Origin of the sequence: Brachyspira aalborgi (assembly GCF_008016455.1) — a bacterium.
Taxonomy (GTDB): Bacteria; Spirochaetota; Brachyspiria; order Brachyspirales; family Brachyspiraceae; genus Brachyspira; species Brachyspira aalborgi.
The window spans coordinates 1,886,986-1,910,889 of the sequence record NZ_SAXU01000001.1 but is presented as its reverse complement, the minus strand read 5'-3'; the positions used below and the strand labels follow the sequence as shown (position 1 = coordinate 1,910,889).

The window sequence follows — 23,904 nt, the reverse complement described above, 5'->3', positions numbered from 1 at the left end:
AGTAAATTATGTTATGTCCAAAATGTGGAAATCAAATTAACGATGATGCAAAATCTTGTGATTTATGCGGTTCTTCAATTAGCAGTCTTTCTGTGAATAATCAAGGAGGGCTTTTGAGTAGAAGAAAAAGAAAAAACGAAGAATTAGATAATAATATCGATAAAATATCAGAAAATAATAATGATATTAAACAGTCGGAAAATTTATCTAGTAATGAAAACAATATAAATATTGTTAAAGAGGTTGATATAATCCAAAATAATGAAACAGTAGATTTTTCAAAAATAAAGAAAAATAGAGATTTTGTTATATATCTTATATTAACTTTTCTAACGGGAGGGTTATATATGGTATATTTTTGGTGGGGTTTTATAAAAGATATGAACCTTATTTGCGGAGAAGAAGGAGAAAGTCCAAATTCTATTTTAGTATTAGTATTTTCCGCTATGACTTTTGGGCTTTATTATTTTTATTGGATATATAAGCATTCTGAAAGGATAAAAAATGCAGCAGCTCGTTATAATGTTATAATAAAACAATCAAGCGGAGTTATTTTATTATGGACTTTAACATCACTTTTTACCGCTGGAGCTGGTATATTTCTTGGTCAGTATTTTATGATAACTAATTTTAATAAATTAACAAACGCTATAAAAGGAGAGTAAATTATGGGATTATTTTCAGATTTCATAGAAGGTGCTATTAATTCGGCTATAAATTTTAACGATAAAGACCATTTATTAAAAATTTTATGCCTTGTAATTTATGCCGATAGTGGTAATGCATCTGCACAAGATATACAAATGGCAACGGAACTATATAATACCATGTTTCCTAATGAGAGCATGATTGCAGTTCAAATTCAGAAAAAGTTAAAATTAGCATATCAAGATATATGTAATTCTAATAAATCTCCTGAAGAGATTATTAAAGATATAGAAACGGGTAGAATAGATAGAAATAAACTTAAAATATTTTTTATATGCGCATGTTGCACAGCTTTGGTAAATATGGAAGTTGAATTAAATAATAAAAAATTATATATGGTTTATTTAATTAAAGTAGGATTTAATTTAACGGACGATGAAGTTAATGATGCATATTTATTTGCAAAGAATAATTTTGGTTTAAATAATATGATGTATCAAAATATAGTGACCGCTCTTGAAGAAGCATTTGAATATTTTGATAATAATGATTTTGACGAAGAAGATTAAAATTATTAAAAAAATATTTATAGGGGCGGTTTAATAACTGCCCCTTATTTTTATTATAAAAATATATGCTATTTTATTTTTAATTTATAGTTTCATTCTTTTTTGCTAAATTTTCTAAACGCTTGAACCGTTTGAACCGAGCCATACCAAAAAGCTATTTTGCCTAAAAAATATAATATTCCTTTAAATACTATTTCTATAAAACATATTATTTTTATATTACTTTTGCAATCGTATATATAACTTAAATATTCTTTATCATATAATATTTGAGAAAAATTAGTTGGAGCTATAAAACTAAATAATTCTTTTATAACATAATCAATATTATTATAACCTTCAAAATAAATAAATGAAAATACTATTGAAACTATTATATAAATAATTGCAGAAACAAATATATGATTTAAAATATTTTTATTATAAAGCAAAACATATAAAATAGAAATAAAAGCAATTGTAAATATAGGAATACATGAAATATTATATGACATTGTGAAAAATAAAATTGAAAATAATATTGTGCATAAAAAAGATTTAACCCAATTCAAACCGTTATCGCTATATAGAGAACTTAAATAAATAGAAAATATATCCCCAAAATCTTTAAGAGTTTTATTTGGTTTATTTATTAATTCTTCTTTATACAATTTTATTTCTTCGGCATGGTATTCTAAAGCTTTTATAGTATTAGATTTTTTATATTCTTCATGTTTAAAAATTCTTGCAGTTTGCCAATTTGAGAGATTATCATATTCACAATTTATATCTGAAAAATCTCCGATTATATTTGTTCCTTGTAAATTAATATTTTTAATTTTAATATTATAAAAGTTTATTCTCCCATTCATGTATATACCTTTTAAACTAACGCTCTCTATTGTGTTCGTTACATCTTTTATTGATAATAAAGATTTTGAATTTTCAAATGATATATTATCTAAATTAATTATAGAGGCAAAATTATCTTCTTTATTTTTATTAAATTCTATAATTTCTAAAGCATCTATAATATTTAATTTAGATAGATTAAATTCTAAATTAGAATTTATATTATAAAATAATAATTTATTTTTCCAATGTAAATCTGAAAAATCGACTTTATTTTTAAAAATCACATCATTAAATACTATATTTTTACCACAATCAAAATTTACTCTATCAAAATAAACGCCTTTAATAAATTTTAAAGCAAAGAAATCTACTTCATTATAGAATGTAGTATTAACAAAACTAACAATTTCTTCAAATATTGTACCATAAAATCGTATGATTGTTGCCTCAAAAATGCAATGGCTAATATTAACTTTAAAAGGGCATATTAAATATTGAAAATTGTTTTCTTCTTCTATTATTATTATATATTGCTCTTCTATGTTAAAATGTTTAAGAATATTTTCCAAAATCAAGTCAAATCTAATAAAACAGTTTATATATTTAGTAATATTTCCACCTTGTAGCAGTTTTTCATTTTCTTTGATTGGTATTTTATTATTTCCAAAATTTAAAACAAGTTCTTTATATTTAACCTCTTTTATATCAATATTTTTACTTTTTGCTATTTCTTTTCTCTGTTCTTTTAAATCATATTTAAGCCATTTAATTAAATCTTCTTCTGTATTATAAACTTTTGGTTGTTCCATTTTTTATATTTCCAAAATTAAAGTAATAACAAATTATAACAAAAAATTTAATAAATTAAAAGTAAATTAATAAAATAATTATTCAAAAAAATCTTATTATAAAAATTAAATTCTATTTCAAAAATAAAGAAACTTTCCATAAACTAAAAAAGCTACCAAATTAATCCCGATAGCTTTTATTATTTTCTATTTCTTAAAAAGCTCGCTATGTGAACCTACAGCCTGAATTTTTTATAAATAAAAAATATTAATAAAATATCCAACAAATATATCAAATCAATTTATAACAAAGAATTGTTAAAAAGGAATCGGATAAAAATTCTTAAAATTCTTAATATAATTTCTTAAATAATTTAAATTAAACTCTCCCGTTCTTTTTAAAGTTTCCGCTTCGATTTTAATCATTCTTTTAACATCTTTATTTCTGCCTAATTTTTTATACAATCTTTTTAGCGTCATAACGACTGATAAATCGCTATAATGAGTCAAAGTTTGATTAAATAAAGATAGAGCTTTTTTCAAATCAAATCCTTCAAAATTATTGAGAGCGAAATAAGAATATAATAAAGCTATATGGCTATGAGAAAATCTTCCTCTCGTTTCGGCTATTTTTTTTACTATGCTTAAAGCTTTAGATTGATTTTTTTTAACTCCTATTCCGTTATAATAACAGTGAGCCAAAGCGGCTTTTGAGCATGAACATTTTGAATTATTTATTTTCGCTATTTCGTTAGCTTTACAATATATTTCAAAAGCTTTATTTTCATTTTTTTCAACTCCTCTGCCAAGCTCATAACCTCTTCCCATTATAATATAAGCGCATTCCAAATTTGCATCCAATTCTATTGAATTATTAGCAAGTCCAATTGCAAGCTCGGGGCAAGGCGCTATAATATTTCCGTAAAATAATTCTTTAGCGTATAAATAATAAGATAATGCATCGTTTAATTGCATCGATAATTTTAAATTTTCAATTCCTTCCAAATAATATTTATAATCCATATTATACATCATTATTTTTGCAATGCTTCTATATATTAAAGCTTTATCTAAAGTTTCATCGTTAAGACAAATTTTATAATTTTCAACTATCAAATCGTAATTATTAGAGCCAATCATTTGCAAAGAATACGCGTAAATAAATCTTATATAATAAATATTATTTTCTTCAATATCTTCAAAATCTTTATTATTATTTAAAGATAAAAATCTATTTAAAAACTCTTCGCATATTTCAACTATTTTTTTGTAATTTTTTAATTCGTAATTTACAAATATCATTAAATTATAAATTGAATTTTTTTTATCTTTAATCTTTTCCAAATATTCTAAAGATTTTTTATAATCGTCTTTGTTTTCTGCATAATTATAATAAAACTCGGAAATTCTCTGATAAAGCCAATCGTCTATATCTTTTATCTCTTTAATAATTTTTTCAAATTCTTCTTTCGCTTTATCTATCTCGCCTTTATAAGAATATAAATTTCCTTTATAATATTTATATTGAACGCTCTTTATATCGTCTCCTAAAATTTCAATAACTTTATCAATTAAATTAAAAGCTTCATCCAAATCTTTATTTGTTTCTTCATTTTCTTTATATTCTCCGCTTTCAATAATCATATCATGAAACGCTTGAGTTTTTCCAAGCAAAGAGGCTAAATTATATTTATTTTTACTTTCAAGCAATTTACCGTAAGTTTCAATAGCCTTTCTATAATTTTCTTTTTCAAAATGCCATTCCGCTATTTCATACAAAGCGTTATAATTTTTATTATTTAATTCAACCGCTCTATTTAAAAAGAAAATTGCATCTTCAAAAAAATCAGAATTGATTGAGTTTTTAGATAATGCGATTCCTTTCAAAAAATAAGCATCGTCATACATTGGAAAATCTTCAATGAGTTTATTCGCTTCCGCATCGGCTTTATTTAAAATATCCAAATTATAATAACAAAGTCCTCTTTCAAATCTCGCCATTTTGCTATCTTCAATATCGACTCTTTTAATAAAATCATCGTAAAAACCGATTGCTTGATGAAAATCCGATTCGTCTTTTCCATTGTTTAAATAACTGCTCGCTAAAATAAGCAAAGCATCGATTGAAGTTTCTTTAGATTTTTCCAAAAGAATTTGAGCAAACTCTCTCTCTTTATCTACATTTCTTACGACTCTATTTAAATACATTAAGCCTCTATATGCGTCTATTATATTTGGGTCTATTTCTATAGATTTATTTAAATCATGTTCTATAGTAGAATATATTAAAGATTTTGTAGCTTCCAAACTATTATCGTATTTTTCATTTTGTATTTCTATAAACGCCGATTTTCCTCGCATATAAAAAGCTATGGCGTTATTCGGTTCTTTAGATATTATTAAATCTAATTCTTTTATAGCTTTTCTAAAATCGCCTTCGCTCATATATTGTTTTATTTTATCTAAAGAATTCATAATAAATAGAAATATATATAAATCTTATTATCTGCGGTAAAACCATAGTAATTATTAAAAGAAAAATCAAAGGCGATATATCTATTACGCCGATTATAAATTTACTTCTAAAATCTCCAAATATTCTGTCGATTATTCCATCCGTTATATTATAAAAAAATCTAACAATCGGATTATAATAATCCAAATTAATCGCTCCGAATGCGGTTAACCAACTTATGATAATCCAAATAAACCATATAAAAGAATAAAGTCTTAAAGTTTGTATTATCAAAACATATATAAAATCAATAATCCGTATAAGCATATAAATCCATTAATCTATTTTATTTAAAGCCTCTTCAATATTAGCGGCTGTATTTACTATATTCAAAAATTTCATAGCTTCAAATAATTTTTTTAACTGACTAGTCAAAGAACAAAAATAAACTTTTCCTCCTTTCTCTGAAGAGATTCTTAAAATTGAGGCGATTAAACCCAAAGCTGAAGAACACATATATTCCGTTTTATGAAAGTCAAAAATAAAATTTGAAACTCCTAAATTTTTTATATAAGATAATTTATCTTCAAGTATATCGACATTTTCCGATATAATATTTTTTTCTATATGTATAATAGCCGTTTTATCTTCAATTATAGTTCTTACCAATTGAAATCTCCTTTAATTAAAATAACGGATAAATTGCAATATATTATATATAATAAAAAAATCAAGTATTTATTATGCGCTTTATTTTTTCCATTCTATTAAAATTGGACAATGGTCGCTTCCCATAACTTCGCTTAATATATCCGCTCTTTTAATATCTTTTGCAATCTCGTTATTAACAAAAAAATAATCTATTCTCCAACCTACATTTGTCTCTCTCGACCTAGTTTTCATGTCCCACCAACTATAATGTCCGTTTTCTTTAACAAACATTCTAAATGTGTCGGTAAATCCTTTGCTTAAAAATTTTGTTATAAGCGCTCTCTCTTCGGGCAAAAAACCTATGCTCTTTTCATTTTCTTTTGGGCGAGCTAAATCAATAGCCTCATGAGCGATATTCATATCTCCGCATAAAATAATATTGGTTTCGTTTTTCAATTTGCTTAAATATTTAATAATCTCTTTGTAAAAAGTTAATTTATATTCAAAATGCTTTTCAGACTTTCCGCCATTTGGAAAATAAACATTGAATATAACAAAATCGTCAAACTCTAAAGATAATATTCTTCCTTCTCTATCCGTGAATTGATTTCCTATTTTATTTTTAATTTCTTTATTAGGTTTTAATTTTGAATAAATCGCTACTCCGCTATATCCTTTTTTAATTTCTGGGTCGGCAGGATTAAGAAATAATTTATAACCTTCTATATTTTTTAAGTCTTCGGGAAGCTGTTCTTCAAAAGCTTTCGTTTCCTGCAAACATATAATATCGGGATTTTCTTTTTTTATAAAATCAACGAGTCCTTTTTTATAAGCCGCTCTTATTCCGTTTACATTCCATGATATTATTTTTAAATTTTTCATTAATTAATTTTCCTTAATTTAATAAATATATTTTTTAAATTATAATATATTATCAGTAATAAAACAATCTTTTTTATAAATCGCATATTTAAATTTAAAATATTGATTTTATAATTTTAAATTATTCTTAAAATAAATAATTAAAAAGGCAAGGGATTTTTTATAATCAACCTCGCCTTAATAATTTTTCTAATTAATCATTTTTTGTATTATTGGCATAAATATTTTTAAGAGTAAGAAAGCCGACAATATCCAAGTGAATAACGAAATTTCTTTAATTTTTCCCGATACTAATTTTAAAAGAGTAAACGATAAAACTCCGAAAGTTATTCCTTCGGCTATGCTATAAGCAAAAGGCATAAATATTATGCATATAAAAGCGGGAATAGATTCCGTATAATCTTCAAAATTAATTTCGAGTATCGGCGTCATCATAAATAATCCGACTATTATTAAAGCGGGAGCGGTTGCAGCTGACGGTATTGATAAAAATATATTTGATAAAAATAACGAAATAAACATTAATGCTGAAAACACTAAAGAAGTTAATCCCGTTTTTCCTCCTTCTGCGACTCCAGAAGCGCTTTCTACAAAAGTAGTTACAGTCGAAGTTCCCAAACATGCGCCAGCCACAGTTCCTATAGAGTCGGCAAATAAAGCTTGTTTACATCTTGGCACTTCTCCGTCTTTTGTAAGCATATTCGCTTTTGTGCATACTCCGACTAAAGTTCCAACCGTATCGAAAATATCTACAAATAAAAATGTAAATATTACTATAATCATATTTGGGCTTAATATATTTATAAAATCAAACTTAAAAGCTATAGGCTCTAAAGAAGGAGGCATAAAACTTCCATGCGGAGATAATTTTGTTATTCCCATTGGAATTCCTATTATAGAAGTTATTAATATTCCAAGTAAAATTGCTCCTCTAACATTATAACTTAAAAGTATCGATATTATAATAATTCCTATAATCGCAAGCAATCCGTTTCCCGAAGTTATATTTCCAAGTCCTATTAATGTGGCATCATTATTAACTATAATTTGAGAATTTTGAAGTCCAATAAAAGCTATAAAAAGTCCAATTCCTACCGATATCGCTCTTTTCATATTAAGAGGGATACTATTAACTATAGCCTCTCTTACATTAAAAGCCGTAAGAATTATAAATATAATTCCTTCAATTAAAACCGCAGTTAAAGCAGTTTGCCAACTTTGTCCCATTCCTATAACTACAGTATATGCAAAAAATGCGTTCAATCCCATTCCAGGCGCCAATGCGAAAGGAAGATTTGCCAAAAGCGCCATTACCAAAGTGGCTATTAAAGAAGATATAACGGTAGCCGTAAATACAGCTCCTTTATCCATTCCCGTTGCTCCAAGTATATCGGGATTAACGGCTAATATATAAGCCATTGTCATAAAAGTTGTAAATCCCGCTATAATTTCAGTTTTAATATTTGTTCCGTTTTCTTTTAATTTAAAAAACTTTTCCATAAATAGAATCCTATATATTTTTATTTTTTCATTTCTATGAAAGATAATATTTTATACGATAGATTTATTTTTGTCAATTAATATTAATGGTTTAGTTTATTATCATATAATTAAAAACTATAAAATTAAATTCTCTTAATTATAATAAATAATTTTATCTACAATTAATACTTTACACTAAATAATTTTTACTATAATATAAAATTCTATGACAAAAAGAAACAATATAAATAATAAATTAGAAATATTAAAAGAATATACCAAAGAAAATTTTTTAATTTCTTTAACAAATAAAGGAATATATAACAGAGCGTTAAAAGATTTTAAAAATATAAAAAATATAAAAATCGAAGAAGCGGAAGATAAAATAAAAATTTCGTTTGATAATATTGAAATATTTTTTACAGAAATCATAAAAGAAACAAAATGCAATTGTCCTTCTCAAAATATTTGTAAACATATAATTATAGCTTTATTATATATAAAAGAATATTCAAAATCTTTTGAAAATAAAAATTCTAAAAATAAAAAAATAAATAAAATTCCTAATAAAAATATTTTTGAAGAATTAAATAATTCAAAAAAAATAAAAATTAAAAAAAAAGAAAAAATTATAGACGATAATATTTTAAACATTTCAAAAAATTTTATAGAAAATATTTTTGCAAAAGGATTTTATGCATGCAATGAAAAAGATTTTGACAAAGCCGAACAAATCGCTACAAAATTAAATATTAACAATATGCCCGAACTTTCTAAACTTTTTAGAAGTTTATCTCGAAACATAGATGCCATGTTAAATAAAACAATTCTATTCAATAAAATATTTACAATGCATACAATATCTAAAATCTATAATACGATTAGAGCTATTGAAAACGCTAAAAAAAATAAAGACGATAAAACTTTTAAATTATTAACGGGCGAGATTAAAAGCGAATATATTGGCAAAAATTCGGGAGAGTTTATAGGTTTGGGAGCTTATCCTTTAATTTCTTCAAGTTATTTAGGTTTAACTTCTATACTTTATAATTTAAACTCTAAAAAAATTTATTTCTTTTCTCATGTAGTTCCGACATTTTACGATAATTCAAAAAATTCTTATGACGATATTCTTTATAATTATAGAAAAAAAATTCATTTGGAAAATAATATTTCTATCGAAGATATTTCAAAACATAAAATAAAATTAACAAATTATAAAATAAATAACGAAGAGAGAATTTCAGATAGTAAAAAAACTTCTGCAATTTTAAATAAAAGAATAGATTATAATTTTTTAAAAAATATTATTAAAGATTGCAATTTATTTATTTCAAATTATGACGATTTAAAAAATATAGATTTTAAATATAATTATTTTAATAATAAAAATAAAGTAAAATTTTTTATTGTCGAATTTCAAAAAATAGAAAATATTAATTTCGATAAAGTTAATCAAATTCTTTTTTTCGATATTATAAATAATAATCAAAGTTTAACTTTAAACATAAAATATAATTTGATTAATTCAAAAGGATTCGATTATATAAAAAATTATAGAAACTCAAAATTAGACAAAAATAAATTTATGGTTTTTTCAGCTATAGAAAAATTAAAATATTTTCCAATAAGCGTTATAAATATTAATTCCGTTATAAATATATTTTTTGAAAATTAAATTTAAATTATTTCGATAATTATAAATACAAATAAAAAATAACGGCGAGATTATGATAAAAGAATCTATTGAATATATATTATCCGATTACAGTATTTTAGAAATAGCGACAAGAATAATGGTAGCTTATATAATGGGAATTTTTATAGGTTGGGAGAGAGCGCAACATAAAAAACCTATCGGAAGTAGAACGACAAGCATAGTATGTATGGGCGCTGCGATTTTATCATGCTATGAAGAAGTTTTTGCAAAAACTATAATGCTTCAAAATTACGAACTTGTAAATATAGGCGGCGAGATATTATACACGACTCCAGATTATAATAGAATAACCGCTCAAATAGTTTCGGGAATAGGTTTTTTGGGAGCGGGAATGATTATACAAAATAGAGGAAAACTTCATGGAATTACGACAGCCGCTATAGTTTGGGTTACTGCATGTTTGGGAATTGTAATCGGTTCTGGGCAATGGGTTTTATCGGGAATAGGTTGCTTATGCATATTTTTAAGTTCTTCAATTTATAGAGTTCCTTATTTTATGGCTAAAAAAAGAAAAACTTTATTTTATTTAATAGAATACTCCGACAGAATAAATATTGAAGATGAGCTTGAAAGATTTGGAATAAGAACGGTTAATATAGAAATAGTCGGTTGGAATGAATCTCAAAATAAAGACTTTGAATCTCCAAATTTGATAAGTAAAATTTCTATAATAGTTCCAAATGTTGATTATAAAAATTTAGAAAATATTTTTAAAAGTTTATCTATTAAGCCAATAAAAAAACTTTCAAATATGAGAGAGAAAGTGGATTTATAGAATGTTTAAATAAATATTAATTAAAAGAAGTTTATTTTTTAACAAAAATTACCATATGATTTGTAGTAAATGTTGAATTATAGTAAAAATATTCTATAAAAAATGTTTAAAATACTAATAATTTTAAAAATTAATATTTACATTATTTATAAATAATGTATAATTAAATTAACAGTTCCGCAGGGCTTATCTATTGATAGCTCACTCTGCGGACATATTTTTTAAATTATGATTTAACTATGTCAAGTTATAATAAACCTTATAAATCAATAGACGAGCATATAGAACTTCTTAAAAATAGAGGATTAAAAATAACTAACGAGAATTTTGCAAAAAATTTATTAAAGAGTTTAAACTATTATAATTTTAGCGGTTATTTGTATGTTTTTGAAAATAAAGACCCAAATAAAAGAAGCCATCGGTTTGAGGATACGACTTTTGAAGAAGTGTATAGATTTTTTAATATAGATACAAAAATAAGGCAATTACTTTTTTCTTGTATTTCGTATATAGAAATATATATGAGAAATGTTATAAGCAGATGTTTTTCAGAGTTATACAGTGACCCATTTTTGAATTATAAATTACCTAATTATAAAAATATTAATAAAAATCTTATTAAGGATGCCGAAAACTCTAAAGAAAAATTTATTATGCATTATAAAGATAAATATTATAGTAATTTCCCGAAACTCCCAATATGGATAAGCATTGAAATTATGAGTTTAGGGACCCTATCTAAATTTTTTGCTTCTTCAGAAAATAAATTAAAATGTGAAATAGCAAAATATATGAATATTTATCATCATATATATCTAAATAGTTGGTTATATTCTATATCGTTTATCAGAAATAAATGCGCTCATCATTCAAGATTATTATGTTTGCCATTAAATAAGATACCTATTATACCAAAGAAAAACAATATACGGTTAGCCTCTAATTATGAATGGAATATATTGCCGAAAGATAGTCTTTTTAATTTTATCATTACTTTAGAATATTTGGTAAAGAAATCGGAAATATATAAGACTTCCACTTTATTTTTTATAAATAAAATATATCAGCAATTATATAAATTAAGCCAAGATAATTTATTGAAAAATAAAGATTTTTTATTAAACGAAATAGGAATTCCTAAAAATTGGAAAGGGGATAAATTTTTTATAAGTTAGATTTAATAAATATTTCATTATAAAAATATTTAAGAATTAAAATTTACTTTATAAAAATTTATTTAAGTTACACTGTTTTATTATTTCTTGCTATACAAATATCTAAATATTCAGATAAAGAATTATATAAAAATTCTTTTTTGTCAATTTGAATTAAAAATACTTGCCCTTTTTCATTAACAATGATTAGTTTTGCATCTATTCCTAAATCTTCTAATACAAAACTATCCAATGGGAAATTTTTATTAACGCTTCTTTCTTGTTTTGTGACTTCAACTACATTTAAATATCCACTAACATTTAATCCAAACCATTCTTTTGAACTAAATCTTATAGTTCCAAATTCTTTTAAAAATTCAATATATTCTTCTGGAAAAGTAATATTTAACTCTTGTTGAGCCAATTTTATCTGACTTGCAGAACAACCTCCTACTTTTTCTAAATCTTTAATACAGTTTAATTTTTCTATTATATTACTCATTATTTTACCTCCATAATATTTAAATATTTATTCTATTTTTCCAATGATTTTCTCTTTCTGGGTCCCATTGATTTCCATCTCCATGAACTTCAGTTGGTTTGCTGTTATCATGTAGTATAGTATGATTTCCACCTGTTCTATGTTGTTCAAATGTCAATTCAGCTAAAGGCGAATCTGGACGCTGTCCTATATGATGCAACTGAATAGGCTTCCCATTTTTATCTAATGGAGCAAATCCTTTTTCCATTCTTTCTGCATTTGTCATTTCTCTTTTAAATGGGTCGCTTTTTTGTTCCATATCTATATCAGGTTTGATAAGACATTTCTTACCGTTTATTTCAGCTTGAACCAATCCAGCTTTTTTATATATTTTATATTCTTTCCATGAACCTATTGCATTCACAATTTCATTACTCCATCCTGTTAATATTTTTATTATTAATTTTTCAAATATAAAAGACAAAGCAGCAATTTTATTTATGACTAATAATAAAATTAACAATAATAAAATAATTAAAATTATAATTAATAATATTTTTAAATCAATATTAAATTTGTTTTTACTATCGACTTTAATTAAATTAGTTTGAAGTTCAAAAGTTTCTTCAACCAAATCAATAAAAATATCGGCTCTTCTATTGATAGCTCTTCCTTCTTCTGTGCGATTGTCGGCTATAGAATTGCTATAACCGAAAGATTTTAATGCTATATTTTGCAAATTACGGTTAGTAAATATTATATTGCTTACGGTTAATGCCCTTTGAAGTCCAAGTTTATAATTATACTCAGCTCTGCCTTTACTATCGGTATGTCCTTCTATATAAATTTTTACAATATTTTTATTAGTTTCTAAACTTGGTATTATTGAATCTTCTATAAATTCTCTTCCTAAATTAAATTTATTAAAATCAAAATTAACTCTCACTATTTGTATTTTATTCGTTTTATACAAATTAGTGGATATTACTTCTCTATATTCTTTATTATTATTAGAAGAACAAGAAATTATAGAATAAAAATAGAATTAATAGTAATTTCTTCATAAAAACATCCTTAAAATACATTCTACAAAAAGCCTCTTAAGATATTATATTTATTAGATAAATACATATAATATTAGTTAGAATACCATTAAAAAGTCAAGCGTTTTATATAATTTATAATAATTTTATTCGCTTTAATGATTATAATTATAATATTTCTAAAAATAAATTTCAACCGTTTTTATTGACTAATTATAGTTTATAATTATAATAAGTAATAAAATTAAATCGCATAAAATAAAGTTTGTCGAATATATTATACTTTATAAATCGATAAAAAAGTTTATTAAATATTATTTGGAGGAAAAATAATTTGGATGTTTATAAAATCAACGATATTGAAGAGATTATAAAAAATAATTCTTATCTTGGAAGAGGCATAATAATTGGCAAAAGCAATGACGGAAAAAATGCCGTTTGCTCTTATTTTATTATGGGAAGAAGTTCAAATAGTAGAAATCGTATTTTTTCTTTTAAGGATAATATTTTATATACCGAGCCTTTAGATAAAAATAAAACTGTAAATCCCGAACTTATAATTTACGCTGCATTAAGAGAGTATAAAAATAAACTTATTATAACCAATGGCAATCAAACAGATACGATATTTAACGGATTAAAAGATAAAATAAGTTTTGAAGAATCTTTAAAAAGTAGAAAATTTGAGCCTGATTCTCCGCATTTTACTCCAAGAATAAGCGGACTATTATGTTTTAAAGACAATGATTTTGATTATAAAATAAGCATTCTAAAAAGCGCAAATAAAGAAGGCGAGGCTTGTTATAGATATACTTTCGATTATGAATCCGTATGCGGAATTGGACATTTTATACATACTTATTTGCAAGACAATAATCCTCTTCCTTCATTTTACGGCGAGCCAAAAAAAATAGAAATTTTAAACGATATTGACGAGTTTACAAATAAAATTTGGCAATCATTAAACGAAGATAATAAAATATCTATATTTTCGCGTTATACGAATTTGAAAACGGGAGAAAAAATCGATAGAATTATTAATAAATATAAATTATAAGGAGCATACAAAATGAAAGAATTTCAATTAAAATACGGATGCAATCCAAATCAAAAACCTGCAAAAATTTTTATGAAAGAAGGATGCGAACTTCCAATAAAAATATTAAACGGAAATCCTGGATATATAAATTTTATGGACGCTTTTAACGGTTGGCAACTTGTTAAAGAACTTAAAGAAGCTATTGGACTTCCTTCGGCTACTTCTTTTAAGCATGTAAGTCCTACATCCGCGGCGGTTGGCTCTCCTCTTTCAAATAAATTAAAAAAAATATATTTCTATGACGATATTGACGAATTAAACGATTCTCCTATTGCCTGCGCTTATGCAAGAGCGAGAGGAACTGATAGAATGTCTTCTTTTGGCGATTGGATAGCTCTTTCCGATAAATGCGATAAAACTACCGCAAAATTAATCGCGCGGGAAGTTTCAGACGGAATAATAGCGCCCGAATATACTAAAGAAGCTCTTGAAATTTTAAAATCTAAAAGAAACGGAAATTATAATATTATAATTATCGATAAAAATTATATTCCTTCTAAAAAAGAAAATAGAGATATTTTTGGAATAACTTTTGAACAAGAAAGAAACAATTTTAAAATAGATAAAAATTTACTTTCTAATATCGTGACGGAAAATAAAAATTTAACTGAAAATGCAATAAGAGATATTATAATATCGCTTATAACTCTTAAATATACTCAATCAAATTCTGTTTGCTACGCTTACGATGGACAGGCTATAGGAGTTGGAGCGGGACAACAATCGCGAATTCATTGCGTTCGTCTTGCGGGAGATAAAGCTAATACTTGGTTTTTAAGAGGGCATGAAAAAGTTTTAAATCTTTCTTTTAAAGATTCTTTAAGTAGAGCTGAAAGAGATAATATTATAGACGGATATATTAATAAAAATGAAGAGGATGTTTGCGAAGAAGGAATTTGGCAAAAATATTTTGACAAAAAACCCGAAAAGTTTACCGAAAAAGAAATAAAAGAATATCTTTCGGAAATAGACGAAGTTTCTTTAGGTTCGGATGCATTTTTTCCTTTTTACGATAATATAGATAGAGCAAAAAAAAGCGGAGTAAAATATATAGCTCAACCAGGCGGTTCTTTAAAAGATAATCTTGTTATAGAAAGATGCAATAAATATAAAATGGTTATGGCTTTTACTGAAATGAGATTATTTCATCATTAAAATTATAAAAAATTTATAAATAGGATAAAACATGAAAATTTTAGTTATAGGAAGCGGCGGAAGAGAGCATGCGATAATAAAAAAAATAAAACAAAATAAAAATGTATCTGAAATTTACGCTATCCCAGGAAACGGCGGAATTGAAAGAGACGCTATTTGCATTGATATTAAAGCGACTGATATAAACGCTATAAAAGATTTTGCTAAAAAAAATAATATCGATTACGCTATAGTGACTCCTGACGACCCTCTCGTTGCAGGTTTGGTTGACGCTTTGGAAGAAATAAAAATTCCATGTTTCGGACCAAATAAAAATGCGGCGATTATTGAAGGAAGTAAAGTATTTGCAAAAAATTTAATGAAAAAATATAAAATCCCGACTGCGAAATACGAAACATTTGAAAGCTATGATAAAGCGATTGAATATTTGAAAACCGCTTCAATGCCTACTGTAATTAAAGCCGATGGACTTGCGCTCGGCAAAGGCGTGATTATAGCGGAAACTAAAGAAAAAGCTTTTGACACGGTAAAAAATATTATAAAAGATAAAGCTTTTGGAAAATCGGGAGATAGAATAGTTATAGAAGAATTTTTAGAAGGAGTCGAAATTTCAATTCTTTCTTTTACGGACGGAAAAACTATAATTCCTATGATTTCATCTATGGACCATAAAAGAATCGGAGATAAAGATACGGGATTAAATACTGGAGGCATGGGAACGATTGCCCCAAATCCTTATTATACAAAAGAAATAGCAAAAGAATGTTTTGATAAAATTTTTATTCCGACTATTTCGGCAATGAATAAAGAAGGAAGAACTTTTAAGGGTTGTTTATATTTCGGACTTATGATTACAAAAGACGGTGCTAAAGTAATAGAATATAATTGTAGATTTGGCGACCCTGAAACTCAAGTAATTTTGCCTTTATTAAAAAGCGATTTGCTTGATATTATGATTGCCACTACTAACGGAAATTTAGATAAAGTAAAAGTTGAATTTGAAAATAAATCTGCAGCCTGCATAATTATGGCAAGCGAAGGTTATCCTTTAGAATATAAAAAAGGTTTCGCTATAAATATTCCTAAAGATATTATTGAAAGAGTTTATTTTGCGGGAGTTAAAAAAGAAAACGAAAAACTTTTTACTAACGGAGGAAGAGTATTGGGAATAACAAATATCGCCGATACTTTGGATAAAGCGATTAAACTTTCTTATGAAGACGCAAGACAAATTTCGTTTGAAAGCGCTTATTATAGAAAAGATATAGGCGAGAAAGCTTTACTTAAAAAAGGAAATAATTAAAAATGGTTTATAGAATATTCGTAGAAAAAAAAGACGGTTTTAATAACGAAGCAAAATCTTTATATTCGGATATAACGGAATTTTTAGGAATAAAAAGATTAAATAAATTAAGAATTTTTAATCGATATGACGCCGAAAATATTTCTGAAAAAATTTTTGATTATGCAATAAAAACCGTTTTCTCTGAACCTCAACTTGATAATGTTTATAAAGAATTAAATATAAATAAAGCGTTTGTTTTTGCAACGGAATATTTGCCTGGACAATTTGACCAAAGAGCGGAAAGCGCATCTCAATGCATTCAAATTATATCTCAAGGCAAAAAGCCTTTAATTAAAACCGCAAAAGTTTACGCTTTATACGGAAATCTAACAAAGAAAGATATTGAAGAAATAAAAAAATATATTATAAATCCCGTTGAAATAAGAGAGGCAAATTTTCTAAAACCAGGCACATTAAAAGAAAAATATAAAATTCCAAAAACCGTAAAAATGTTAAAAGGTTTTATAGATTTAAACGATAAGGAACTTTTTGATTTTATAAAGTCTTATGATTTGGCTATGGATTTTGACGATTTAAAATTTTGCCGTGAATATTTTTTATCAGAAAAAAGAAACCCGACTATAACCGAAATAAAAGTAATAGACACTTATTGGTCCGACCATTGCAGGCACACGACATTTTTAACGATTATAGATAATGTAGAATTTGAAGACGAATTATTACAAAAAACTTATAAAGAATATCTTACAATTAGAAAAGAATTAAAAGATAATAAACCAATTTGTCTTATGGATTTAGCTACCGTTTTAATAAAATATTTCAAAAAAAATGGAAAGCTTAAAAAACTTGACGAATCGGAAGAGATTAACGCTTGCTCTGTAAAAATAAATATAGAAGTTGACGGAAAAATTGAAAATTGGATTTTGCTTTTCAAAAACGAAACTCATAATCATCCAACCGAAATAGAGCCTTTTGGAGGAGCGGCTACCTGCATAGGCGGAGCTATAAGAGACCCGCTTTCTGGGAGAGGTTATGTTTATGGCGCTATGAGAATTACGGGAGCTGCAAATCCTACGGTTTCAATTTCTAAAACTTTAAAAGGCAAATTGCCCCAAAGAAAAATAGTCACAACGGCGGCGGAAGGATATTCTTCTTATGGAAATCAAATAGGTTTGGCTACGGGAATTGTCGATGAAATTTATCATAATGGATATTTAGCAAAACACATGGAAATTGGAGCGGTTATAGCGGCTGTTCCCGAAAAAAATATTAAAAGAAAAAAACCGATTGCGGGCGATATAGTCATTCTTATAGGCGGAAGCACGGGAAGAGACGGATGCGGAGGCGCTACAGGTTCTTCAAAATCCCATACTGAAGAATCGATTGAAATATGCGGAGCTGAAGTTCAAAAAGGAAACGCTCCCGAAGAGAGAAAACTTCAAAGACTTTTTAGAAATCCAAAAGTTTCAAAACTTATAAAAAAATGCAATGATTTCGGAGCTGGCGGCGTTTCGGTTGCAATAGGCGAACTTTCTGACGGAATCGATATAAATCTTAACGCTATTTTGAAAAAATACGAAGGACTTGACGGAACGGAACTTGCAATATCCGAATCGCAAGAGAGAATGGCTGTAGTTATTGACAAAAAAGATATTGAAAAATTTTTAAGTTTTGCTAAAGAGGAAAATTTGCATGCTGTTAAAGTTGCTACGATAAAGAAAGAATCAAAATTAACAATGTTTTGGAATGGAAAAAAAATAGTCGATATATCGAGAGAATTTTTAAACTCAAACGGAGCAAAAAAACATATAAATGCAAAAATTAAATCTTTTAAAAATTTTGATAAAAAAATTCCAATAGATTTTGTAAAAGGTTATAAATCTCTTTTATCAGATATTAATGTATGCTCTAAACGAGGACTTTCGGAAAGATTCGATTCTACTATAGGAGCGGGAACGGTTTTAATGCCTTTCGGAGGAAAATTTCAACTTACGCCAATACAAGCGATGGTTCAAAAAATTTCAGTTGAAAAAAAAGAAACTAATAATTGTTCTTTAATGAGTTATGGTTTTAATCCTTTTATAATGGAGAAGAGTCCTTATCATGGAGCTTATTTTTCCGTAATAGAATCGGTTTGCAAATTAATAGCTACAGGTTCAGACTTTAAAGAAATATATCTTACTTTTCAAGAATATTTTGAAAAATTGGGAAAAGATAAAAATCGTTGGGGAAAACCTTTGGCTGCGCTTTTAGGAGCTTTTAAAGCTCAAAAAGAACTTGAAATTTGCTCGATAGGCGGAAAGGATTCTATGAGCGGAAGTTTTGAAAATATCAATGTTCCTCCGACTTTAGTGTCGTTTGCCATCTCTACAGCGAAGATAAAAAATATTATATCGCCCGAATTTAAAAAGTCTAAAAATAAAGTTTATCTTATAAAACCTAAATACGATAAAAATGGACTGCCCGAAACAAAATCTTTATTGTCTATTTTTTATAAAATAAATAATTTAATGAAAAATAAAAAAATTCTTTCATGCTATACATTAACCTACGGCGGAATTGCAGAAGCGGTTTATAAAATGTGCATAGGAAACGGATTTGGATTTGAATATAATTCTAAAATTTCATTAAAAGATTTATTTAAATATAATTACGGCGGATTTATTATAGAAACCGAAGAAAATATTGACGAAATATATTTAGGAAAAATAATTTCTGAAAAATATATTTTATACAAAAAAGAAAAAATTGACTTAAAAAAATTATCTTTAATTTACGAAAACAAACTTGAAAAAATATATTCTTGCAATATTAAAACCTATAAAAAACCGATTAAAAATTTTTCTTACGAAACAAAAAATAGAATCGTCTCAAAAATTAAAATTGCAAAACCAAAAGTTATTATTCCCGTTTTTCCTGGGACAAATTGCGAATACGAAAGCGCAAAAGCTTTTGAATATGCGGGAGCGAAAGCAAAGATTATGGTTATAAATAATTTGTCTTCGGATAATATTAAAAAAAGCGTTGATAATTTTTCAAAAGAATTAAAAACCTCTCAAATAATTTTTATTCCTGGCGGATTTTCGGGAGGAGACGAACCTGATGGAAGCGGAAAATTTATAACAGCATTTTTTAGAAATCATATTATAAAAGAAGAGACGATAAAACTTTTAGATAAGCGAGGCGGATTAATATTAGGAATATGCAACGGATTTCAAGCGTTAATTAAATTAGGATTAGTTCCTTTTGGCAAGATAATCGAAACGGATGAAAATTGTCCGACTCTTACTTTTAATGAGATTTCAAGGCATCAATCAAAAATTGTGAGAACGAGAATCGCTTCAAATAAATCTCCTTGGCTTTCTTATATGAATGTAGGCGATATAGTAAGCGTCCCGATATCTCATGGCGAAGGCAGATTTATTGCAAGTGAAGATTTAATAAAAAAACTTTCAGAAAACGGACAGATTGCAACTCAATATGTTGATTTTAAAGGAGACGCTTCAAACGATATTAGATTTAACCCAAACGGTTCTATATATGCAATAGAAGGAATTACATCTCCCGATGGAAGAGTTTTTGGAAAAATGGGACATAGCGAAAGAATCGGAAAAGGATTATATAAAAATGTTTTGGGAAATTACGACATAAAAATGTTTAAGTCGGCGGTTGAATATTTTAAATAAAAATGATTGAGAAAAAATAAACAAAAAAGTGTATTGCTAGCAATGACGATATCCTGCAAACAGAATACTTAATTGATTACAGCATGCATATTATCGTTTTTGATTAAAATGTATAAAAAATTTAAATATTAACTCTTTACTTTTTGAAATTATAACCTTTTTTAATTTAAACTTATTTCAAAAATGAAATTTCTAAAAAATTTAGCTCTAATAGTAAATTATCAATTAAAAATAGCTAAATTTTATAAAATCATCATATTTTTTCTTAATTTTTTTATTATAATGTTTGACATATTTTTTTAATGTTATATAATTTTAATTATGATAAATATAAATTACAGTTTCATGAAGCCAAGCCAAGCCAAGCCAAGCCAAGCCAAGCCAAGCCAAGCCAAGCATTTGCTTTAAACTTTTTAAAATTTTATGTTTACTTATTAATTACAAAAACTATTATATTTATTTGGAATTCATATTTGGTAAAATCATTTATTCAATTAAATGTTTTTATAAATTATTTTTATTAAATTAAAATAAGGAGTTATTATGTTATCAGTTTTATTATATTCTTTTTTATCTATGCTTGTTGCAATACTTTTAAACAAGATATTCGAATTTGTTAAAATTAGAATAGTTGTCGCTTCTATATTATCGTTAATAGCGTTATTATCCTTAATAGTGTATGCAAGGCAAAGCGTTTTTCATACGATATTATGCTTATTAATGTTATTTAGTATATTCTTAAAAATAATACAAGATATTGTAGTATTCAAAATAAGAAAACTTAATTATGTAAAATTTGTAAGTTTTGTCTATTATTTTGGTGTTTATACCATGTCTATTTTATATATATTTTATTCGGTATCGTTAGAAATTAGCGGAAATAATATTATCTTACATAATATAACTTTAAGAATAATCGCTTTTATTTTTGTAATTGGTTCATTATTTTATTCTTTTGATTTAGTAATATTTATGCGTAAAATGTCAAAAGTTATTAAAAGTTTAACATATAGTAATTTTGAAGGTTTATGCGAAAAATTAGAAATACATTATAAAGACGAAAAAACTAAAATTAAAAAACAGAAAAAAGCTAAAGAGGATGACGAAATTGAAGGTAAAAGAGCTATACTAATGTTAACTTTAGAAAGATTAATAGATAAAAATAAAGTTAATACAGTTCATTTATCTAATACCGATATATATTTTAATCCAGATTTTTTGAATACTTGTAAATCTTTAGCCGAAGATATTTCTAAATTGGATGTTAGAGTTGATAAAAATATAGCTATAAACAGTATTAAAGAAACTCTTTCGTTACCAAATAATTTATTATCCGACTTTTTTATTATTGAAAATGATAATATAAAATTGCATGAATTTGACGATGGCGATTTTTTCGTAAACGATATTAATGTAGATAAAATAGTAGTCTGCGCTTCATGTGGTAAAGCAAAATTATCGTCTATGATGGAAAATATAGAAGGTGAATGGTTCTGTTCCGATATGTGCGAAGAAACGGAAAATTTATGTTATAAAATAGCTTATGATAAAGATTTTGGAGAAAAACCTATAGGAGAAAGCATAAGCGATGGCGGAGCTATGGGTGTTGCTTCTATTAGTGCCTCACAATATTTTAATGAAGAAGCAAGAAGTATTTTTAGTAAAGGGGGTGGACATGGAGTAGCTGCCGAGAGAATAAATGATTTTATAGATAGAATTCAAGGAAAAGATGCAAAGATACTTGGAGATGATAACGCTAAAGACGGAGCGGATAGAATAGTTGATGGCATTAAAATTCAAACCAAATATTACGCAACGGCTCGAGAAAGCGTAAACAAGGCTTTTAGAGATGGCAAATATAGATATATGGATAATGGAAAACCTATGCAGTTGGAAGTTCCAAAAGACCAATATGAGGCAGCCATAAAAGAAATGGAAAAAAGAATAGAAAACGGTGAAGTTCAGGGTATAACCGACCCTAATGATGCTAAAAATATCATTAGAAAGGGACATCTAACTCAAGAGCAGGCTGTAAATACGACTAAATTCGGAACTATAGAAAGTTTACTATATGATTTTAGAAAAGGAGCAATTATTGGATTTTCTGCTGGCGGAATATCATTTGCTATTAATACGGCTATTACATATTGGCGAACTAAAGATATGAAACTTGCTATAAAATCTTCAGCAATAATTGGAATAAAAACGGCTGGAAAAACAACTGCTATATTTATGGTATCCGCTCAAATGCAAAGAATACCTCAAGTTAAGTTATTTTTAGATGAAGCTATAAATTTTAACTTCAATAAATTACCAAATGGTAAATTTTTAAGAGGCGGATTGTATAAAATAGGAAGGAGTGGCAATGCAAGTCATACAGCTAAAAGCACTCCAACAGAAATAGCCAACAGAACATTACGAGGTGCTGCTGTTGCTGCGTCATCAACTATAGCCGTTACTTCGACTATTGAAATTATAAGAATGGCTAGAGGTAGAATATCTGGAATGCAATGTATTAAAAATATAGTCGTTTCGGCAAGCGGAGTTACGGGCGGGACTATAGGGGGACTTGTAGGAGGCGTTTTATTATCGCCTATACCTATAGTTGGCCCTATAGTCGGTTCTTTTGTTGGAGGTGCTGTCGGAGGAATGGTAGCTACAACTGTTGCTAAAACTGTAATGGATGAGTTTATAGTAGACGATACTGTTGCAATGATGGAAATTGTCACAAGACATTTAGAATATTTGGCTTCAAACTTCTTATTATCCGATAAAGAGATGAAATTATTAACAAATGAAGTAGACAATATAATAACTCAAAATAAAGCTTTCTTGGAATATGTATTTGCTTCAAGTTATAGAAGAGCGTTTGTTAACAGCAAATTAAAACCTATAGTTGTTAGAATAATAAAAGATAGAGCAAAAATACCTTACGAGGCTTTAGAAGAGAAAAATATTATAGATGTTATAGCTGAAGAAGTTCCAGCTTAATAGTATTTTTTAATCTAAATAATTTTTTGTTTATTATATTAATTTAATCCAAACGCTTAAATTAATAATATTTAAAATAGAAAAATTATAACCATACTAAAAAATTTATAAATCAAATAATTAAATGTTTTAAAAATAAAATATATAAAATAATAATTTAAAAATCTATAACAGAATTTTGAATT

Annotated in this window: 18 protein-coding genes; 10 read left to right on the top strand and 8 right to left on the bottom strand. The window is 26.3% G+C overall.

Features of this window, described 5'->3' with window-relative positions; all coding sequences use genetic code 11:
• The first annotated feature begins 8 nt into the window (after positions 1-8).
• Both EPJ79_RS08585 and EPJ79_RS08580 read left to right on the top strand, forming a co-directional pair.
• A complete protein-coding gene (locus EPJ79_RS08585) occupies positions 9-665 on the top strand; it encodes a DUF4234 domain-containing protein (RefSeq protein WP_147739177.1) in 657 nt (218 codons plus the stop codon).
• 3 nt (positions 666-668) lie between these two features.
• Entirely contained in the window at positions 669-1,217 is a 549-nt protein-coding gene (locus tag EPJ79_RS08580) for a hypothetical protein (RefSeq protein WP_147544572.1), read from the top strand.
• A gap of 92 nt (positions 1,218-1,309) precedes the next feature.
• Here the strand turns inward: EPJ79_RS08580 and EPJ79_RS08575 are convergent, their stop codons facing one another.
• The 6 genes from EPJ79_RS08575 to EPJ79_RS08550 form a co-directional block, all read right to left on the bottom strand.
• Positions 1,310-2,860: a pentapeptide repeat-containing protein gene (locus EPJ79_RS08575; protein ID WP_147739176.1), complete on the bottom strand. Its 1,551-nt coding sequence runs from the start codon at positions 2,858-2,860 to the stop codon at positions 1,310-1,312.
• A gap of 297 nt (positions 2,861-3,157) precedes the next feature.
• Positions 3,158-5,314: a tetratricopeptide repeat protein gene (locus EPJ79_RS08570; protein ID WP_147739175.1), complete on the bottom strand. Its 2,157-nt coding sequence runs from the start codon at positions 5,312-5,314 to the stop codon at positions 3,158-3,160.
• Positions 5,298-5,621 carry a YggT family protein gene (locus tag EPJ79_RS08565; protein WP_147544566.1) on the bottom strand — a complete coding sequence of 108 codons (324 nt, stop codon included), beginning with the start codon at positions 5,619-5,621 and terminating at the stop codon, positions 5,298-5,300. The genes EPJ79_RS08570 and EPJ79_RS08565 overlap by 17 nt, the downstream gene beginning before the upstream one ends.
• Positions 5,622-5,630: 9 nt before the next feature.
• On the bottom strand, positions 5,631-5,963 hold the full coding sequence (locus EPJ79_RS08560) for an STAS domain-containing protein (protein ID WP_147527575.1): 333 nt from the start codon (positions 5,961-5,963) through the stop codon (positions 5,631-5,633).
• A gap of 81 nt (positions 5,964-6,044) precedes the next feature.
• Positions 6,045-6,827: an exodeoxyribonuclease III gene (locus EPJ79_RS08555; RefSeq protein ID WP_147739174.1), complete on the bottom strand. Its 783-nt coding sequence runs from the start codon at positions 6,825-6,827 to the stop codon at positions 6,045-6,047.
• A 189-nt stretch (positions 6,828-7,016) separates the two neighbouring features.
• On the bottom strand, positions 7,017-8,327 hold the full coding sequence (locus EPJ79_RS08550) for an NCS2 family permease (RefSeq protein WP_147526373.1): 1,311 nt from the start codon (positions 8,325-8,327) through the stop codon (positions 7,017-7,019).
• A 208-nt stretch (positions 8,328-8,535) separates the two neighbouring features.
• Here EPJ79_RS08550 and EPJ79_RS08545 point away from each other — a divergent pair, with 208 nt between their 5' ends.
• From EPJ79_RS08545 to EPJ79_RS08535, 3 genes are all read left to right on the top strand, one after another.
• Positions 8,536-9,987: an SWIM zinc finger family protein gene (locus EPJ79_RS08545; protein WP_147739173.1), complete on the top strand. Its 1,452-nt coding sequence runs from the start codon at positions 8,536-8,538 to the stop codon at positions 9,985-9,987.
• Positions 9,988-10,039: 52 nt separating this feature from the next.
• The gene (locus EPJ79_RS08540; RefSeq protein ID WP_147739172.1) at positions 10,040-10,804 is read left to right on the top strand and encodes an MgtC/SapB family protein; all 765 of its coding nucleotides are present in this window, start codon (positions 10,040-10,042) and stop codon (positions 10,802-10,804) included.
• Positions 10,805-11,043: 239 nt separating this feature from the next.
• On the top strand, positions 11,044-11,979 hold the full coding sequence (locus EPJ79_RS08535; RefSeq protein WP_147739171.1) for an Abi family protein: 936 nt from the start codon (positions 11,044-11,046) through the stop codon (positions 11,977-11,979).
• Between the two features lie 67 nt (positions 11,980-12,046).
• On the opposite strand, the gene EPJ79_RS08530 is transcribed toward EPJ79_RS08535, so the two are convergent.
• Together EPJ79_RS08530 and EPJ79_RS08525 are read right to left on the bottom strand one after the other, a co-directional pair.
• Positions 12,047-12,460: an SMI1/KNR4 family protein gene (locus tag EPJ79_RS08530; protein ID WP_147739170.1), complete on the bottom strand. Its 414-nt coding sequence runs from the start codon at positions 12,458-12,460 to the stop codon at positions 12,047-12,049.
• A 19-nt stretch (positions 12,461-12,479) separates the two neighbouring features.
• On the bottom strand, positions 12,480-13,412 hold the full coding sequence (locus EPJ79_RS08525; protein WP_147739169.1) for an HNH/ENDO VII family nuclease: 933 nt from the start codon (positions 13,410-13,412) through the stop codon (positions 12,480-12,482).
• Between the two features lie 404 nt (positions 13,413-13,816).
• Here EPJ79_RS08525 and EPJ79_RS08520 point away from each other — a divergent pair, with 404 nt between their 5' ends.
• The 5 genes from EPJ79_RS08520 (at position 13,817) to EPJ79_RS08500 (ending at position 23,719) form a co-directional block, all read left to right on the top strand.
• Positions 13,817-14,539: an IMP cyclohydrolase gene (locus tag EPJ79_RS08520; protein WP_208745262.1), complete on the top strand. Its 723-nt coding sequence runs from the start codon at positions 13,817-13,819 to the stop codon at positions 14,537-14,539.
• A gap of 12 nt (positions 14,540-14,551) precedes the next feature.
• Positions 14,552-15,736, top strand: a complete 1,185-nt coding sequence (locus EPJ79_RS08515; protein WP_147739168.1) for a phosphoribosylaminoimidazolecarboxamide formyltransferase — start codon at positions 14,552-14,554, stop codon at positions 15,734-15,736.
• Between the two features lie 31 nt (positions 15,737-15,767).
• The gene (purD, locus tag EPJ79_RS08510) at positions 15,768-17,039 is read left to right on the top strand and encodes a phosphoribosylamine--glycine ligase (RefSeq protein WP_147739167.1); all 1,272 of its coding nucleotides are present in this window, start codon (positions 15,768-15,770) and stop codon (positions 17,037-17,039) included.
• A 2-nt stretch (positions 17,040-17,041) separates the two neighbouring features.
• Positions 17,042-20,728, top strand: coding sequence for a phosphoribosylformylglycinamidine synthase (locus tag EPJ79_RS08505; RefSeq protein WP_147739166.1), 3,687 nt, complete (start codon positions 17,042-17,044; stop codon positions 20,726-20,728).
• A gap of 543 nt (positions 20,729-21,271) precedes the next feature.
• Positions 21,272-23,719, top strand: a complete 2,448-nt coding sequence (locus EPJ79_RS08500; RefSeq protein ID WP_147739165.1) for a hypothetical protein — start codon at positions 21,272-21,274, stop codon at positions 23,717-23,719.
• The last annotated feature ends 185 nt before the right edge of the window (positions 23,720-23,904 follow it).

Excerpts from the sequence above, each read along its gene's own strand:
- EPJ79_RS08555 (WP_147739174.1), bottom strand. The coding sequence starts at position 6,827 with ATGAAAAATTTAAAAATAATATCATGGAATGTAAACGGAATAAGAGCG.
- EPJ79_RS08505 (WP_147739166.1), top strand. The coding sequence starts at position 17,042 with ATGGTTTATAGAATATTCGTAGAAAAAAAAGACGGTTTTAATAACGAA.
- EPJ79_RS08580 (WP_147544572.1), top strand. The coding sequence starts at position 669 with ATGGGATTATTTTCAGATTTCATAGAAGGTGCTATTAATTCGGCTATA.
- purD (WP_147739167.1), top strand. The coding sequence starts at position 15,768 with ATGAAAATTTTAGTTATAGGAAGCGGCGGAAGAGAGCATGCGATAATA.
- EPJ79_RS08575 (WP_147739176.1), bottom strand. The coding sequence starts at position 2,860 with ATGGAACAACCAAAAGTTTATAATACAGAAGAAGATTTAATTAAATGG.
- EPJ79_RS08540 (WP_147739172.1), top strand. The coding sequence starts at position 10,040 with ATGATAAAAGAATCTATTGAATATATATTATCCGATTACAGTATTTTA.
- EPJ79_RS08570 (WP_147739175.1), bottom strand. The coding sequence starts at position 5,314 with ATGAATTCTTTAGATAAAATAAAACAATATATGAGCGAAGGCGATTTT.
- EPJ79_RS08565 (WP_147544566.1), bottom strand. The coding sequence starts at position 5,621 with ATGCTTATACGGATTATTGATTTTATATATGTTTTGATAATACAAACT.
- EPJ79_RS08585 (WP_147739177.1), top strand. The coding sequence starts at position 9 with ATGTTATGTCCAAAATGTGGAAATCAAATTAACGATGATGCAAAATCT.
- EPJ79_RS08515 (WP_147739168.1), top strand. The coding sequence starts at position 14,552 with ATGAAAGAATTTCAATTAAAATACGGATGCAATCCAAATCAAAAACCT.
- EPJ79_RS08550 (WP_147526373.1), bottom strand. The coding sequence starts at position 8,327 with ATGGAAAAGTTTTTTAAATTAAAAGAAAACGGAACAAATATTAAAACT.
- EPJ79_RS08530 (WP_147739170.1), bottom strand. The coding sequence starts at position 12,460 with ATGAGTAATATAATAGAAAAATTAAACTGTATTAAAGATTTAGAAAAA.
- EPJ79_RS08500 (WP_147739165.1), top strand. The coding sequence starts at position 21,272 with ATGTTATCAGTTTTATTATATTCTTTTTTATCTATGCTTGTTGCAATA.
- EPJ79_RS08535 (WP_147739171.1), top strand. The coding sequence starts at position 11,044 with ATGTCAAGTTATAATAAACCTTATAAATCAATAGACGAGCATATAGAA.
- EPJ79_RS08545 (WP_147739173.1), top strand. The coding sequence starts at position 8,536 with ATGACAAAAAGAAACAATATAAATAATAAATTAGAAATATTAAAAGAA.